The sequence below is a fragment of the Lysinibacillus sp. COL-1 genome (genome assembly GCF_059814265.1).
Window position 1 is genome coordinate 360382 of record NZ_JCAWSJ010000004.1, and the last position, 15760, is coordinate 376141.

Annotated in this window: 16 protein-coding genes; 12 read left to right on the plus strand and 4 right to left on the minus strand. The window is 39.1% G+C overall.

The features are described from left to right. Nucleotides 1-172: 172 nt before the first annotated feature. The 11 genes from murA to AC6BKE_RS10150 all read left to right on the plus strand — a co-directional run bounded on the left by murA (nucleotide 173) and on the right by AC6BKE_RS10150 (nucleotide 8452). Nucleotides 173-1492 (plus strand): UDP-N-acetylglucosamine 1-carboxyvinyltransferase, encoded by a 1320-nt coding sequence (murA, locus tag AC6BKE_RS10100; protein WP_036123602.1) that lies wholly within the window; start codon nucleotides 173-175, stop codon nucleotides 1490-1492. An 82-nt stretch (nucleotides 1493-1574) separates the two neighbouring features. Next, complete coding sequence (spoIID, locus tag AC6BKE_RS10105; protein WP_036123651.1) at nucleotides 1575-2513, plus strand: stage II sporulation protein D; 939 nt, start codon at nucleotides 1575-1577, stop codon at nucleotides 2511-2513. Between the two features lie 37 nt (nucleotides 2514-2550). After that, on the plus strand, nucleotides 2551-3228 hold the full coding sequence (locus AC6BKE_RS10110) for a M23 family metallopeptidase (RefSeq protein ID WP_036123599.1): 678 nt from the start codon (nucleotides 2551-2553) through the stop codon (nucleotides 3226-3228). 156 nt (nucleotides 3229-3384) lie between these two features. After that, nucleotides 3385-3645 (plus strand): sporulation transcriptional regulator SpoIIID, encoded by a 261-nt coding sequence (locus AC6BKE_RS10115; protein ID WP_025114760.1) that lies wholly within the window; start codon nucleotides 3385-3387, stop codon nucleotides 3643-3645. A gap of 209 nt (nucleotides 3646-3854) precedes the next feature. Next, a complete protein-coding gene (locus AC6BKE_RS10120) occupies nucleotides 3855-4850 on the plus strand; it encodes a rod shape-determining protein (protein WP_036123595.1) in 996 nt (331 codons plus the stop codon). 21 nt (nucleotides 4851-4871) lie between these two features. Beyond that, nucleotides 4872-5705 carry a flagellar hook-basal body protein gene (locus AC6BKE_RS10125; protein ID WP_058843804.1) on the plus strand — a complete coding sequence of 278 codons (834 nt, stop codon included), beginning with the start codon at nucleotides 4872-4874 and terminating at the stop codon, nucleotides 5703-5705. Between the two features lie 25 nt (nucleotides 5706-5730). Next, complete coding sequence (locus tag AC6BKE_RS10130; RefSeq protein WP_499856732.1) at nucleotides 5731-6570, plus strand: flagellar hook-basal body protein; 840 nt, start codon at nucleotides 5731-5733, stop codon at nucleotides 6568-6570. A gap of 47 nt (nucleotides 6571-6617) precedes the next feature. Continuing rightward, nucleotides 6618-6902: a DNA-directed RNA polymerase subunit beta gene (locus tag AC6BKE_RS10135; protein ID WP_036124463.1), complete on the plus strand. Its 285-nt coding sequence runs from the start codon at nucleotides 6618-6620 to the stop codon at nucleotides 6900-6902. Between the two features lie 55 nt (nucleotides 6903-6957). Then, a complete protein-coding gene (fabZ, locus tag AC6BKE_RS10140) occupies nucleotides 6958-7401 on the plus strand; it encodes a 3-hydroxyacyl-ACP dehydratase FabZ (protein WP_036124465.1) in 444 nt (147 codons plus the stop codon). Nucleotides 7402-7548: 147 nt separating this feature from the next. Next, nucleotides 7549-7932, plus strand: a complete 384-nt coding sequence (locus AC6BKE_RS10145; RefSeq protein WP_036124467.1) for a hypothetical protein — start codon at nucleotides 7549-7551, stop codon at nucleotides 7930-7932. 109 nt (nucleotides 7933-8041) lie between these two features. After that, a complete protein-coding gene (locus AC6BKE_RS10150; protein ID WP_036124468.1) occupies nucleotides 8042-8452 on the plus strand; it encodes a hypothetical protein in 411 nt (136 codons plus the stop codon). Between the two features lie 466 nt (nucleotides 8453-8918). On the opposite strand, the gene AC6BKE_RS10155 is transcribed toward AC6BKE_RS10150, so the two are convergent. Beyond that, a complete protein-coding gene (locus tag AC6BKE_RS10155; protein WP_499856735.1) occupies nucleotides 8919-9884 on the minus strand; it encodes a nuclease-related domain-containing protein in 966 nt (321 codons plus the stop codon). An 80-nt stretch (nucleotides 9885-9964) separates the two neighbouring features. Next, nucleotides 9965-10390, minus strand: coding sequence for a YwpF family protein (locus AC6BKE_RS10160; protein ID WP_499856736.1), 426 nt, complete (start codon nucleotides 10388-10390; stop codon nucleotides 9965-9967). Between the two features lie 296 nt (nucleotides 10391-10686). Between AC6BKE_RS10160 and AC6BKE_RS10165 the strand changes: the two genes are divergently transcribed. Beyond that, nucleotides 10687-11085 carry a single-stranded DNA-binding protein gene (locus tag AC6BKE_RS10165; RefSeq protein ID WP_036124475.1) on the plus strand — a complete coding sequence of 133 codons (399 nt, stop codon included), beginning with the start codon at nucleotides 10687-10689 and terminating at the stop codon, nucleotides 11083-11085. Between the two features lie 248 nt (nucleotides 11086-11333). Here the strand turns inward: AC6BKE_RS10165 and AC6BKE_RS10170 are convergent, their stop codons facing one another. Further along, the gene (locus AC6BKE_RS10170; RefSeq protein WP_499856737.1) at nucleotides 11334-14096 is read right to left on the minus strand and encodes a DEAD/DEAH box helicase; all 2763 of its coding nucleotides are present in this window, start codon (nucleotides 14094-14096) and stop codon (nucleotides 11334-11336) included. After that, on the minus strand, nucleotides 14093-15667 hold the full coding sequence (locus tag AC6BKE_RS10175) for a hypothetical protein (protein ID WP_499856739.1): 1575 nt from the start codon (nucleotides 15665-15667) through the stop codon (nucleotides 14093-14095). The genes AC6BKE_RS10170 and AC6BKE_RS10175 overlap by 4 nt, the downstream gene beginning before the upstream one ends. Nucleotides 15668-15760: the final 93 nt, after the last annotated feature.

Consider the following 15760-nt stretch of genomic DNA (forward strand, 5'->3'; position numbering starts at 1 on the left):
CAATAAATAAATAGCAAAATATCTAATAATGCCTTAAAATAGTGATTTGGACGCTTGAACGAGCGTTAGAAAAGTTGTACTATAGAGTTGTTTGTTTACTGATTATGACATTATACTTCTTTTTAAAATAAAAATTCGATAGGTTAATAGATTGAATTCGGAGGGACATAGGGTGGATAAAATAATAGTGACTGGCGGCCAAAAACTACAGGGAAAAGTACGTGTAGAGGGCGCAAAAAATGCAGTGTTACCAATCCTTGCGGCAGCTTTACTTGCTTCAAAAGGAGAAAATGTAATTAAAGAAGTCCCTAATTTAGCAGACGTCTTTACAATAAACGAAGTACTTAAAAGTTTAAACGCAGCAGTTACATATATACCTGAAGATAATGCCGTATATATAGATGCAACTAAAGAACTTTCAAGTGAAGCTCAATTTGAATTTGTTAGTAAAATGCGTGCATCTATTTTAGTGATGGGTTCTCTACTTGCTCGTAATGGATATGCTCGCGTGGCACTACCAGGAGGCTGTGCAATCGGTTCTCGTCCAATTGAGTTACACTTAAAGGGCTTCGAAGCTATGGGTGCAAAAATTTCATTTGGTCACGGATATGTAGAGGCAAAAACGGAAGGTCGTTTAAAAGGGGCTAATGTGTATTTAGATTTCCCTAGTGTTGGTGCTACTGAAAATATTATGACAGCCGCATCTTTAGCAGAAGGGACAACTGTAATTGAAAATGCTGCGAAGGAGCCCGAAATTGTCGATCTTGCAAACTTCATCAATAGCATGGGCGGTCGTGTAATTGGTGCTGGTACAAATACAATACGTATCGAAGGAGTCGATACATTATATGGAGTAGAGCACCATATTATTCCCGATCGTATTGAGGCTGGTACATTTATGGTGGCAGCAGCTATTACGAAGGGTGATGTAGTCATTGAAAATGCTGTTCCTGAGCATATGACAGCTTTAATTGCTAAGATGCGTGAAATGGGTGTAGAGATTACTGAACTGGATGAGGGAATCCGTGTACGTGCTCCTCATACATTAAAAGCTGTTGATATTAAAACAATGCCACATCCAGGCTTCCCAACAGATATGCAATCACAAATGATGGCATTAATGTTAACTGCGGAAGGTACGAGTATTATTACAGAAACGGTATTTGAAAATCGTTTTATGCATGTTGAGGAATTCCGTCGCATGAATGCTGGTGCTAAAATAGAAGGACGTTCTGTGTTTATCGAGGGGCCGGTTAATCTTCAGGGAGCTGAAGTAATGGCAACGGATTTACGAGCTGCGGCTGCCCTAATTTTAGCAGGTCTTGTATCTGAAGGAATAACACGTGTGACGAAGCTACATCATTTAGACCGTGGTTATGTTGATTTCCATGGCAAGCTAGCATCGCTTGGTGCCAACATTGAACGTATTACTGAACTTACTGAAGAAGTAGTGACAGTTGAAGACACAATAATTGAATTACCTACAAACTAAATGGATTTCTCAACCCTTTGCTTTTGGAGCAGAGGGTTTTTTGTTTGCTCATAACTTTAAGAGATCTAGCATATTATTCCTTATGAAAAAATGGATGATTAGTATAGGTGTCATTTGTTTGATTGGAGTATTATACATGCTTCCTGTTATAGGGCTTAGTGAAAGACGGGAGGCTGTCAAACCTCTAACTAGTGATGAGAATGCCTGTGAAATATTTATAGAAGTGGAGGGACAAGAGGAAAAAATCCCTTTGGAAACGTATATTACAGGTGTTGTTGCAGCGGAAATGCCTGTTTCTTTTAAAAAGGAGGCATTGAAAGCCCAAGCGATTGCAGCACGCACATACGCACTGAAAACGACAAATTACGGTAAAACTGCAATTGCTCCAACTGTGGCAAGGCAAGTTTTTTATGATGAGGAGCAAAGAAAGGCGAATTGGGCTAGCAATTTCCTGGGAAATGAAAAGAAAATTGTCGAAGCAATCAATGAAACGAAAGGACAAGTTCTTCTTTATAATAAGGAACTAATTACAGCCATGTTCCACTCGACAAGCAATGGTAAAACAGAAAGTGCCTTTGGCTATAGTGGGAATGATATTCCATATTTGAAAAGTGTTGCAAGTATCTCAGATCAAGCATCACCGAAGTTTGAGGCTCAGCAAGAATGGACATTAGCACAATGGAATAAGTTGTGGCCTGTACAGTGGCAAGCTAGTGATTTTAATCGTATCCAGCTATTTTACAATGAGTCAGGGCGAGTAGAGCGTTTGCAGTTAGGGAGCAATGTCTGGACTGGTAGAGAGGTTAGAACACTTCTTGGCATACCATCAACTGATTTTACAATTGTCTATGACGCGAAGACAAGAAAGGTCCATGTGACAACCCAAGGTTATGGTCATGGCGTGGGCATGAGTCAATATGGCGCTGAGGCAATGGCAAACGAAGGGAAAACGGCTGCCGAAATTTTACACTATTATTATCAAGATATTGAAATAAAAAAAATAGATGCATGTTTAAAATAACTTCTAGTTGTTCACACTGCAACTAGAGGTGATGAAAATGAGAGAGGATAAAAACAATAAAACTTCTCAAAACCAAAATCCAAATCAAAAGGAAAATGGTCAATTACAAAAGAAACCTTGGTTTTGGCCAGCAGTTTACACAGGTGGTGCACTAGTTCTAGCAGGATTGTTATTTGGTTACAATAGTCTCGTATCAAAAGTAGAAGAGGCTCCTTTACCAGATTTAGCGGAAGTTGATCCAGGTCCTGTAGTAGAAACAAATGCACGTACTGAAAACATGAAGTACCCATTCAAAGAAGAGAGTCTTAGTAAAGTACAAGTTTTACAAGAGTTCTACGAGTTAGAGGCAAATGAAGAGTCCCGTGAAAATGCACTAATGGTATTTAATCAAACATTTACAACGTCTTCTGGTATCTCTATCGCTATGAATGGTGAAGAATTTGAAGTACTAGCTGCTATGAGTGGTAAAGTACTAGAGGTAAAACTAGACGCATTTACAGGCAATAAGATTGTAATTGAGCATCCAAACGGTATGCAAACACATTATAGCTCTGTAAAGGATATCGCTGTTAAAGAAGGCGATGAGGTTACACAAGGTCAGGCATTAGGAAAAGCAACTGATAACGAGTGGAATCAAGCGGCTGGCGTCCACATGCATTTCGAAGTTCTTGAAGACGGAAAATATATTAATCCGAAAAAATTACTAGCTTTTTAATTCGAAAAGCTAGTAACGCATAAAAAGTCAGCATTTTATCAGGAAAATGCAAAAAATGTTCTGAATAGCTTTGTCCTTACATAAGGTGAAGAAATGCGCAAATGTGCATCTGATTGCCAAAGCATTTTGTGAAATTGTGTGGAAAGGACGAAGAAAGTGCATGAGCACATTCGGAAGCGCTGCATACGCCTCGGTGAATTACTGATTGAGACGCGTGAGACTGTGCGTGTCCTCGCGAAAATGACTGGTTATTCAAAAAGTACGGTGCACAAGGATTTAACAGAGCGATTACCAACAATTCATGAAGGATTAGCTGACCAAGTGAAAGAAATACTCGCCTACCATAAGGCCGTACGTCATATTCGTGGAGGAGAAGCAACGAAAAACAAGTGGAAAGAGAGAGCGAGTCAAGACTGATTCGTTCTTTTTTATTGTCTTGGAAATGTATTTATGACGAATTCTATGGAATAGTAATTCTATATTATAGCCGTTCATAACCTGAAAAGAAAACAGTCCCATTCACTAAATTTAGGTGAAATTACCAATAGAATATGATAAAATATTCTAGATAAAGAGATAAAATGAACGTTATGTAGTTGGAACTGGCGGGAAGGAGAAATTATAGAATGTTTTCGAAAGATATTGGCATTGACTTAGGAACTGCGAACGTATTAATCCACGTTAAAGGTAAAGGAATCGTCCTAAATGAACCATCTGTGGTGGCGATTGACAAAAAGACAAACAAAGTATTAGCGGTAGGGGAAGAAGCTCGCCAAATGGTAGGGAGAACGCCAGGTAATATTACAGCAATTCGCCCACTAAGAGATGGAGTCATTGCAGATTTTGATGTGACAGAGGCGATGTTAAGACATTTCATCAATAAATTAAATGTAAAAGGATTTTTGGCGAAGCCACGAATTTTAATTTGCTGTCCAACGAACATCACAAGTGTTGAGCAAAAAGCAATCCGTGAAGCCGCAGAAAAATCTGGCGGTAAAAAAGTATATTTAGAGGAAGAACCAAAAGTAGCTGCTATCGGTGCAGGCATGGATATCTTCCAACCAAGTGGTAATATGGTAGTCGATATAGGTGGCGGAACAACAGATATCGCAGTTCTATCAATGGGTGATATTGTAACAAGTGAATCCATTAAAGTAGCAGGAGATGTGTTTGATAACGACATTTTGCAATATATTAAAAAAGAATATAAATTGCTAATTGGTGAACGTACAGCAGAAGCAATCAAGATGACAATTGGTACAGTTTTCAAAGGTAGTCGCAACGATACAATGGATATTCGTGGTCGTGACATGGTAACAGGTTTACCACGTACTATTACAATTCATTCCGAGGAAATTGAACGAGCATTGCACGAGTCTGTAGCGATGATTGTCCAATCAGCAAAAAATGTCTTAGAAAAAACACCACCTGAGCTATCAGCCGATATCATTGACCGTGGCGTTATTATTACGGGTGGCGGTGCACTATTACATGGAATGGATCAGCTATTAATAGAAGAGTTAAAGGTACCTGTCTTCGTTGCAGAGAGACCTATGGATTGTGTAGCAATTGGTACGGGAATAATGCTAGAAAACATTGATCGTGTGCCAGCATCCTTATAAAAATAAAATGAGGTGATTTCTTTGTTTAAAGGGTTTTATACAGTTGCAACAGGTATGATCACGCAACAAAGAAGAACAGAATTACTAACAAATAATTTATCAAATGCGAATACACCAGGATTTAAAGCAGATCAATCAACTATTCGCTCATTTCCAGACATGCTAATGTCTAGTATTGGTAAAACAAATGCTCCCGCCAATCAACAAGCAGGCGCTGAATATATGAGTCAAGTAGGAGCTTTAAATACAGGAACATATTTACAAGAAACATTGCCAAATTACATACAAGGCCAAATCTATAGCACTGATTTTACAACAGATATGGCGCTAATTGATGGAAACTTACCACAAAACGAAGATGGGATTACGGGGTCAATTTTCTTCCGTCTAGAACATCCAGCTGGTGGTGAGGCCTATACACGTAATGGTAATTTCACATTAGATGGTCAAGGCTATTTAGTAAACGGGCAGGGTCTATACGTACTCAATGATGCAGGACAACGTATCCAGCTTCCAAACGATGATTTTCGCCTCGATGAAAATGGAGCCATTTTTGTAAACGATCAGCAAGTAGCACGAGTTGGCGTATCATATGCTGCTAATCCGAACATGCTACGTAAACAGGATAATGGTCTTATTCGTACAGAAAATGGTGAGAACTTACCAACAGCCTATGGTGCGAATGGCGTTTCCTTTACGCTACGTCAAAACTTTTTAGAAGGTTCAAACGTAGATTCTGGTCGCACAATGACAGATTTAATGACAGCCTACCGAGCATTCGAAGCAAATCAAAAAGTATTACAAGCTTATGATCGCAGCATGGAAAAGGCAGTGAATGAAATCGGGAAAATCTAACGGGCGAACAGGAGGCGTTTTATAAATGCTACGTACAATGATGACAGCAACGAACACAATGGGTCAATTACAAAATAAACTAGATACAATTAGTAATAATATTGCTAATAGTAGTACAACCGGTTATAAAACGAAGGAAGCATCCTTCAATGAACTACTTTATCAGCAATTTAACAATGATAAGCAGGACCGAGCTGAACGCCAAACACCAGTTGGTATTCGTTATGGATCTGGTGCCATGCTTGGACAAATTAAATCCAATGAAAAGCAAGGCTCATTACAAACAACGAATCGAGATTTAGACTTTGCTTTCACAAAAGCAAAACAATATTTCAATATTTTAATGCCAAATGGTGAAAATGGAACTGAAACAGTGTATACTCGACAAGGTGACTTTTATTTATCTCCGTTGAATAACGGAACAGTAATGCTCGTAACGGCAGAGGGTTATCCCGTAGCCAATGCAGCAGGACAAGCTATTACATTACCAGATACTGTTCAAAAGTTTGCCGTTCGAGATGGTGGCGTTTTAGAAGCATCTTATCCAAATGGTGATATCATTCGTACGGATTTAGCTGTAACAGAATTCCAAAACCCACAATTAATGGAACATGTTTCTGGTTCTTATGTTGGTTTACCAGACAATCTAGCTGAACTTGGCTTTACACAAGCGGAAGTTCTGACAGAGCTTGTGGGTGCGAACCGTCAGCAAATTGGCATGCAAAGTGGTACACTAGAAATGTCCAATGTAAACCTCTCAAAGGAAATGACAGAACTAATACAAACTCAACGTTCTTATCAGTTCAATGCAAGAGCGGTTACATTAGCAGATCAAATGCTAGGACTAATTAACGGCATTCGATAAAAAGTCATCCAAAAACACATAGTTAGGAATGAAGAGGAGTACAATCTATGACAAACGATTCACGTCGACGTTCTGTGCCGACACAAGAAACCGATACGCAACCAGAAAAGAAAGAACGCCGCTCAAATGGAGAGCAACGCGAGGTTCGCTGGGTGCAAATCCGACTGATTCCGATTTGGTTACGCATTGTAATTGTTCTCGTCTTAGTCGTTGCTGCCGCAGCATTAGGCGCAATGTTTGGCTTCAGTGTGATTGGAGAAGGCAATGCTATGGATATTTTTAAAAGGGACACATGGCAGCATATATTTGATATTATGAACGGTAAAGAATAGCAATATTCTTTACCTTACTTTGTGTATACATACTTAATTTCGAGGGGGAAATTACATGTTAACAGCAGAACAAATTCAAGCAATTTTACCACATCGCTATCCTTTTTTATTCGTTGATCGCATTGTTGAATTAGATGAAGGTAAACGCGCAGTAGGTTTAAAAAATGTTTCGATCAATGAAGACTTCTTTAATGGACACTTCCCAGGCTATCCTGTAATGCCAGGTGTATTAATTGTAGAGGCATTAGCACAAGTGGGTGGAGTCGCTTTATTAAATGCAGAAGAATTCAAGGGACGTTTAGCCTTTTTAACAGGTGTGGATAATTGTCGTTTCAAGCGTCAAGTAGTTCCTGGCGACCAACTTAAATTGGAAGTAGAATTTGTTAAACTTCGTGGCGCAATGGGTAAAGGTCATGGTATAGCGACTGTAGATGGAGAACTTGTATGTGAAGCCGATATTCTATTTGCGATTGGACCTGAACAGCCTAAACAAGCCTAATTTGCATTTGTAGACCAAAAGATATAAAATAGATAAAGTCAAGTTAAAAGTTGATTAGTAGGTTCTTAAATTGCAGTGGCGAAAAAGCGTTTGGGAATTGAAATAGATGTAATTTTTAGGTTTTACAAACGTAGGAGGATTATTAAGATGTATAAGGAATTGTCTTCAGGTATTAAAATTAGCATTACTCGTTCGATTTCGACATCTTTTGAAGCATACTTAGCAAGTATTGGTTGGGATGAAGAGCGCTTTTCTATGGAAGACTTCATTGCAAGCTGGCAGACTTATTTTCAGGAGAATGCCGCATGGATCGAAAAAATCCCTGCTGATATATTGTTGAGTGCACAGTTTCATGAAGAGATGGCACAAAAAATCGATGAGGTCATTGCTAAAATTTTAAATGAAGAACCAACAGCGCAGCAGATCGAAACAATCGAGGCATTGCAAAAAGAGCTAGGCACAAACTATAGCTATGACTGTAAAGCAGAAGCAGCATACATTGAACAAGTATTAAAAGAAAAACAAAAATAGTTTGTACAAATATCGGATAGTTCCCTCCTTTCCCGGGCAATCTATGTAGGATCACAAATACACACGATGTATTTGCTGACATAGTACCCAAGAAAGGAGGTTTTTTACTATGTGGAAAATGTCATTTTTAACCATTATTCTTGCAACTGTATTCCTTGGAGGATGTAACTGGGGAAATAATGCAGTCGAAGATCACCCTGTTCGAGACGTCGAAAATGACGTTCGTCGTGGTGTAGACAATGTGGAAGATGCATTAGACCCGAATAATCGTGACGATGCATACGATCGCAACGTAGATGGTACTAACCGAGGTACTGTTAACGAAAATACAACATTGCCTGAAGCGACAACACCTGGATCAAATGCCGATATCAACAGTACAAACGGCTATGACAACGTACCAAATGCTAATGGTGTAAACGGTGTTGAACGTAATGACAACGTAAACAATAATAATGATATTGTCGACGATAAAGTCAAAGACACTGAAAAGTACCGTGATGGTATGAACAACCGATAACATAAAAAAGAGTGTTTCCTAAATGGAAAACACTCTTTTTTGATAAAAAGAAGCGAATACTCGCGGAAGGAAGGTGAATACTCGCGGAAGAAGAGTGAATACTCGCGGAAGAAGAGTGAATACTCGCGGAAGAAGAGTGAATACTCGCGGAAGAAGAGTGAATACTCGCGGAAGAAGAGTGAATACTCGCGGAAGAAGAGTGAATACTCGCGGAAGAAGAGTGAATACTCGCGGAAGAAGAGTGAATACTCGCGGAAGAAGAGTGAATACTCGCGGAAGGAAAGCGAATACTCGCGGAAGAAGAGTGAATACTCGCGGAAGGAAGGTGAATACTCGCGGAAGGAAGGTGAATACTCGCGGAAGAAAGGTAAATACTCGCGGAAGAAAAGCGAATACTCGCGGAAGGAAAGTGAATGCCTCATGAGCGCTGCAAATACTCTCGCCAGAGAAGCGAGCCAATCAATCCTCAAAAAAATCTCTTCATGTAATCCAATAAATTTTCAGGTAAATGGTAAACACGATTTTTATAGGTTCCGGTATAAGGGAACTGAAATTTCTGAAGCAATCGTGTAGCTGTATCGATAGAATCAATTTTGAAAAATTTACGTAACTGTTGATTAGTAATAGAATGGCTAACCAATAGTTGATAATCGAGCATGGCTTCTGCAAAAATTTCTATACTCCGATAATGACAAAATGAACATTTCCAAATGCCCCGATAGAAATACATATTATGTTGATAGGAACATTTAGGACAAAGCACACCATGCCGAAATCGTGATGGGGCAATCGAAGTTTGAATGTGAGGGATCGTTTGTTTGGTGAGAAGCCCTTGAACCAGTTGAGCTAATTGATCATCTGTTAGCATTTTGTGTGGATGCTTTTTAAAAAGTGACTGGAGATGTTGATGAAGGCCTGACACATGAAAAATAGGGAGCGCTTTAGAAGGATTAACGATAACCGCTGAAGGGTTTGCTATAACAACGGCACCTTCAATGGGGAGTGAGTAAGAAAGACTTTTAAGAAAACGTATATGACGCTCAGTTTGGGTAAACGCATTTGGAAATCCTTCCACTGTGCCATCTGCCTTTGTGCGTGTACATTGATGTGTGAGTTGATTAAATTCTAGTCGACCATGAATATTTTTAATTTCTAAAACGAAGATAAATTGAGGGCAAATAAAAAGTGTATCAAGCTGATGCATATGTTGAGCAGTGTTCTTGAGACACAAATTATGTAATACGAAAAAAGTATTTGGACATAGTAATTCATGCCATTCGCGGTCCACTTTTTGTTCACCAGCAAAACCTGCATCCAGTCGGCGATATTGTTCCTGATAATAGTGAAACTCAACATCATTCTTTAAAAGCCTCCTCATCACAGCCTCAAGCCATAATAATTTTAAAGGCTTCTCTCTGATAGCAATAACCAAATGTAATGCTCCTTTTTAAATAGTATTGTACTGAAAAAAGGCAGCTTGTCCAATAAAAAAACGATGCAAAATTCGCATCGCTAATCATTTTTTAATTTTGGTCGCTGCTTCATATCTTTCGTAAAGCGCTCCAGTAAATCCTCTAGGGATACACCCTCAGCAAGTAGCTCGGAAAGCAATTGTTCAGCATATTTAGAGCGTTTAATTTTGAGTGTTCCTTTTAATAGTACTGAAACATGATCACCAATTTCTTGAACTGTATGTACGATTACCTGAAAAGGAGCGGGTTCATTATCTGGAAATGAAATAACTGCACGGACATTGCAGATTGTAGCATTTACTAAGAGCTCATCAAAGGTTGAGCGATATTGTTTTTCCATAAACAATTCTAGTATCCAAGATTGATGGCTGTTTTCCTGATTAATAATAATGCCATCGACTAAAGGGAATGGTTGTACGCCATCTTTCGTGACAAGGTCAAAGGAAAGCATTTTAAATGTTTTCATTATGTATATTCCTCCTAAGTCTGTCATTCTTTTATTATAACACATGAAGTAGTGACTGTTTGTTATGTGCACCTGTGACGATATTTCAAAACCTGCGAAAATGCTGATTTCATGAAATAGCATTTGCCATTACAGCCCAAAGCATTCAACTAGAAAATTAAAAAAATTAGCAAATTAAAAATGCTAATTTACCCAATTTATGCTGCAAAACAGAAGGAAATTTATAATATCGGATTTTGCCAATGCGGATATCCTTTTGTAAGATGAAAGCAATCCAACAGAAAGGTGGTGAACGAATGAATCAAGTCGGACTGGTCGGAAGGTTTACGAAAGATCCGGTGTTACGTTACTTATCTGGAAATCGTGTACAGACTCATTTTTCATTGGCCATTAACCGCAATTTTAAAAACAATCGTGGAGAAGTAGATGCAGACTTTATTTTCTGTACAGCTTGGGGAAGGCTGGCAGAACATATCGTCAAATATTGCGGTAAAGGCTCTTTAATCGGTGCAAATGGTCGTATTCAAACAAGATCATTTGTAAATGAAGAAAACACTAAGATTTTTATGACAGAGGTGGTCGTAGAAGATATACGATTTTATCATCTCAAACAAAGGAATAGTGACGAAACGGCTATTGTACCGCCACAGCCACCGAATGAACAGGAAGACTTAAAAGATTTTGTCTTACCATAGACAAGCTATTTACATACGGAGCAAGAGAAATATCGTTGTCTGATCCGCCATTCTCCTTATATTTCTTGCACCGTAGCAACAGAAAGGAATGATGTATACACATATTAAAAAGACATTGCTGAAGACCGCACAGCAATGGATGTTTTGACACAACTAAATAAGAATGTTTGAAGTAAGTAGGGATAAGAAGTAACGAGGTTCCACTAAAAGAGCGCCAAGAACAATGTAGCTCTTGGCGCATCTAATTACTATATGTCCAATGTTATTAGATCACGAAGTTCTTGATCTTCTAACTCGGTCAACCACTGGCTTGATTGAATGAGTTCTTCGGACAATGCAGATTTCTGCACCAGCATTTTATCAATTTTTTCTTCAATTGTACCGATCGTTACAAATTTATGGACCTGCACAAATTGTGTCTGCCCAATGCGATAAGCACGATCAGTTGCTTGATTTTCGACAGCGGGGTTCCACCAGCGATCTGCATGTAAAACGTGATTAGCAGCTGTTAAATTAAGACCTGTTCCACCTGCTTTTAAGGAAAGAATAAATATAGGGAAGTCTCCTGCCTGAAAAGCCTCTACTAAGCGGTCACGCTGCTGCTTAGGCATAGCACCAGTTAAAAACGGTGCATCCACATTGTATAGTTCACTTAAACAATGCTGTAGCAATTGCCCCATTCCGATATATTGTGTAAAGATAAGGCATTGCTCGCCATTGTCCACAATCTCTGCTGCCATTTGTACAATGCGCTCTAGCTTAGTCGAACGTGCAAGCATTGTTTCGGCATCCTCGAAAGATTCCTTTAAATATAAGGCAGGATGATTACATAGTTGCTTTAACTTACTAAGCATCTTTAAAACACGTCCCTTTTTTTGAAAACCTGTTAACTGCTCTAGCTGATCGAGTGTTTCTAAAATATAGCCTTCATAGAGAGAAGCTTGCTCGGCTGTTAATGGACAGTATTCGTTCGATTCTAGCTTATCTGGTAAGTTAAGCTGTAAATGTGGATCACGCTTTGTACGACGCAATAAGAAAGGTTGAATTTTAGCTCGTAACTTCTGCTTATGTGATTCAGACTCATCTCGTTCAATAGGCAAAATAAATTCTTCATTGAAGCGGCCAAAGCTACCTAAATAACCCTTATGAATGAAATCAAAAATAGCCCATAGCTCAGATAAGCGGTTTTCTACAGGTGTTCCTGTAAGGGCAATATGATGGTCTCCTAACAATTTACGAATAGCTCTTGATTGTAAGGTCTGCATGTTTTTTATATTTTGAGCTTCATCGAGCACAACAGTTGCCCATTCTATATTCTGTAAAAATTCAGTATCCTGTGACACAGTACCATAGGTTGATAAAATAACATGTGGTTTTTCGGCAGTCACTAGCTCTTTAAAATCCTCATCCTTAGCTCGATTTGTCTGATAATGCGTATGCACAATCAGTGAAGGGGCAAATCGAGCGAGTTCTTTTTGCCAGTTACCGAGGACTGAGGTTGGACAAATAATAATGGTTGGCTTCGTATAATCAGCTGCTGTCTCATAAATATGAAGTAAATAGGTGATTAGTTGCACCGTTTTCCCAAGTCCCATATCATCGGCTAGACATGCTCCAAAACCTTGTTCGCGCATAAAGATTAACCATTCAAAGCCCTCTTGTTGGTAAGGACGTAATTCGGTTTGTAAGGATAAAGGAATCGGTACTGCTGGCAAGCCCTTCTTCTCCAAAAGCTGCTCCATATATGATTTTAATGATTGTTGTATTTCCAGTGCGAAAATTGGATCATCTCTTAGCGCATCATCGGCATCTTCTTCGAGAGGCGCAGACAAGTCTTCGGGTAATTCTCTAAACAACAATTCTCGAACAGTCCAACTTTCATCTTCTGCCTGCTGCATTAGTTCACGCATTTCGTGCATCCAATTGGCATCGACTCGGAACCATTCCGTACCTATACGAATAAATTCACGTTTCTCATCCACCAGCTTTTTAAATTGCTCAGCTGAAATCGTTTGCCCATTCATAGAAAATTGCCATTTAAACGTTAAAATATCATCTAATCCTGCTACCTTCTTTGTGGAGACATTGTTAGTTGTTACACGTACACGTAATTTGGATTGTTTTAAATCTTTTAGCCATGCAGGGAGTACAACATCAAAACCAAGTGCCTGTAATCTGGCGAGATCCTCACGTAAAAAAGACCGTACTTCTGAGTCCTCCAATGTCACACGAATAAAGGTATCACTTCTGATATCGTCATTGGATAGAAGATTCACAATTTGTTGTTGCTGTTGTTCAATTTCAGTGGCGAACATTCGCCATTTCGTAGGAAGCGCCTCTTCAATTGGTAAGGATTGCTTACGAATAGCAGGAGTCCAGTAGTTTTTTGTCGTAGCAGTGCTGAGCACTGTTTCTAATAACCAGACATCGGCTTCATCTTCTGGCTCACTTAACCGTAAAGAAACTGAAACTGCACCGGCTTGACGAGCTTGATCCAATGGCCAGCCACCACGTAAGAAAAAGGGTAGAAGTTTTGGTAAGTCAGCTAGGATTAGACCAACTTGTGAAAGCTTTTGCTGAACAGCTATTTCTAATAATGCTGTATCGACGTGATCAATAGGAAAAGTTAGCGTAGAAAAATCTTCCGCAATGACAGCGTATGACCAAAGTGAGGGCTCCTGCCAGTATTCCTGTAACGCCAGTACTTTTCCGAGCCATTCCTTACTTTCATCATTTGCACCAAGCCAATTAATAAAGGGATGTTGGAAGCTTGATGAAAAAATATCAAGTAATTCAGCAGTAGAAACCTCAATCGTGAAATCAGTCCGATTGGTTAATAAGCCATAGACATTTGCTTCATAGGTAAAGAATAATGAAGAAATTAATGTATCGGCGTCGATTGTCGTACCATTTGCAGTAAAACCCTGCAATGTAAAATATCCTTCCCGTGCTACATCAATACGAAGCTGTTGAGTTTGGGAAAAGGGGGAAGGAGCATTTATTGTCATCATACTAAGTTTCCTTTCTCAATTTCTTCTTGTAACGCACGTAATCGTTTATATTCTGCACGAATGGTTTGCATATATGTTTCAAAATAAGCTGTTTTGCCAGCTCGTTTTGCGGCACTACGCATACTTTTCCAAATACGCACAGCTTGCTTATAATTCATACGTGATTTTTGTGAAATTTCAGCCATTGCATAGACATGGTATAAAGGTAAAACAGTAGCTGGTTCAATCTGTAAGACGTCCTTTAATCCACACATTTCTAAATAGGATAGAGATGAAGGATTTAATTGATGGAGAGCAGCCCATTCACGGTAACGTCCTTTTTTAATTAAAAACGATGAAAATGGCTGAAGCCCATACACACCAAATGCACTGTATAACATTGCTTCCTCTTCCTCAGTAAGCTGTATGTCATCAAATAAAAGCTGAAATTGCCTTACGTACTGGGCTCTTTGAACGACTGGTACGACTTCCTGTAGGAAGGCTTCAGTCAAAGGTAATATAGCTCGTAAAATGACAGCTAATGAATAGGACTCACCAGCACGTTGAGCAAAAGTAGCCAGTTCAAATAAATCCTGCATTTGCGGTAAATCAATCTGTGCCAAATTTTCGAGCAGCAGATCCTCCTTTTGTAATAACACATAAAATAATAGCTTTAATGATTGCAAAGAAATTTCTTCCGAACGGTTTTCTAGATTATTTAAATAAGTTAATTCCTGCTCGCGTCGAGGCTTCTCATAAAAAAGCACTGCCCAAAGCAGCATATATAGACGAAGTCGATGGGCAAACAGCCCTTGTCGTTCTAATAAAAATTCCCTTACTAGCTCTTGAATGGCATCATAAAAAGGATCAGTCGCAAAAAGACGTGACCGATTCGTTAACTCAGTAAGAATGCTTTCAAAGGATTGCATGCTTTGATCGATAAAGTATTTCATATATGGAGAATCTAATGAATGCCCAGCTGTTGCATTTAAATGCCGCCATATAGTATTAAAAATAGCTAATTCCATATAGAGCTTATAAAGGGGCTGCCATTCACGTTCAAAGGGCATATGCCGGCGAAGACGCTCCAATGCATCTGTTCTTACAGCAGAAAGCCCATAGCCCTCTAATACTCGGCCAGATGGTAATAAGCGCTTCATTACTTCATCAACCATCATCGACCAGCTTTGTGGTCTACGTTCTTCTGCTAAGGTTTTTAGCTGGACCGATTTTTGAGCACGCCAAGCACTCGACCAATTTTGCACGGAGTCAAAGTATTGGTAGAGAGCGAGTAAAGCACCTACTTGATGTCGACACCATTTAGGTTGTGGACAGTTACAATGTAGCTCTTCCTTGTAAAAATCAATTTCAACAGAAGCGGGTCTGACATCCTGAACACTTGCATATAATATAGAACTTGTTCCATTAAAACGTTCAAAAACAATGGATTTATTTCTTACAGAAAAGACAGCACGACGCACTAGTTCTTCATCTTCCGTAGAGGAAGGATGTAGCCCTTGTTCAGCTTCTTTTAATTTAGTCAGCACAAATACTTGATGTTCTTTAGCTATTTGCGATATAGACAATGCCATAACCTCACTCCTTTCATCATGTATGGCTATGTTTAACATTGTTAATTGTAAGAATGAAAAAAAGACTGTCCTTCCATTATACGATTAAAATGC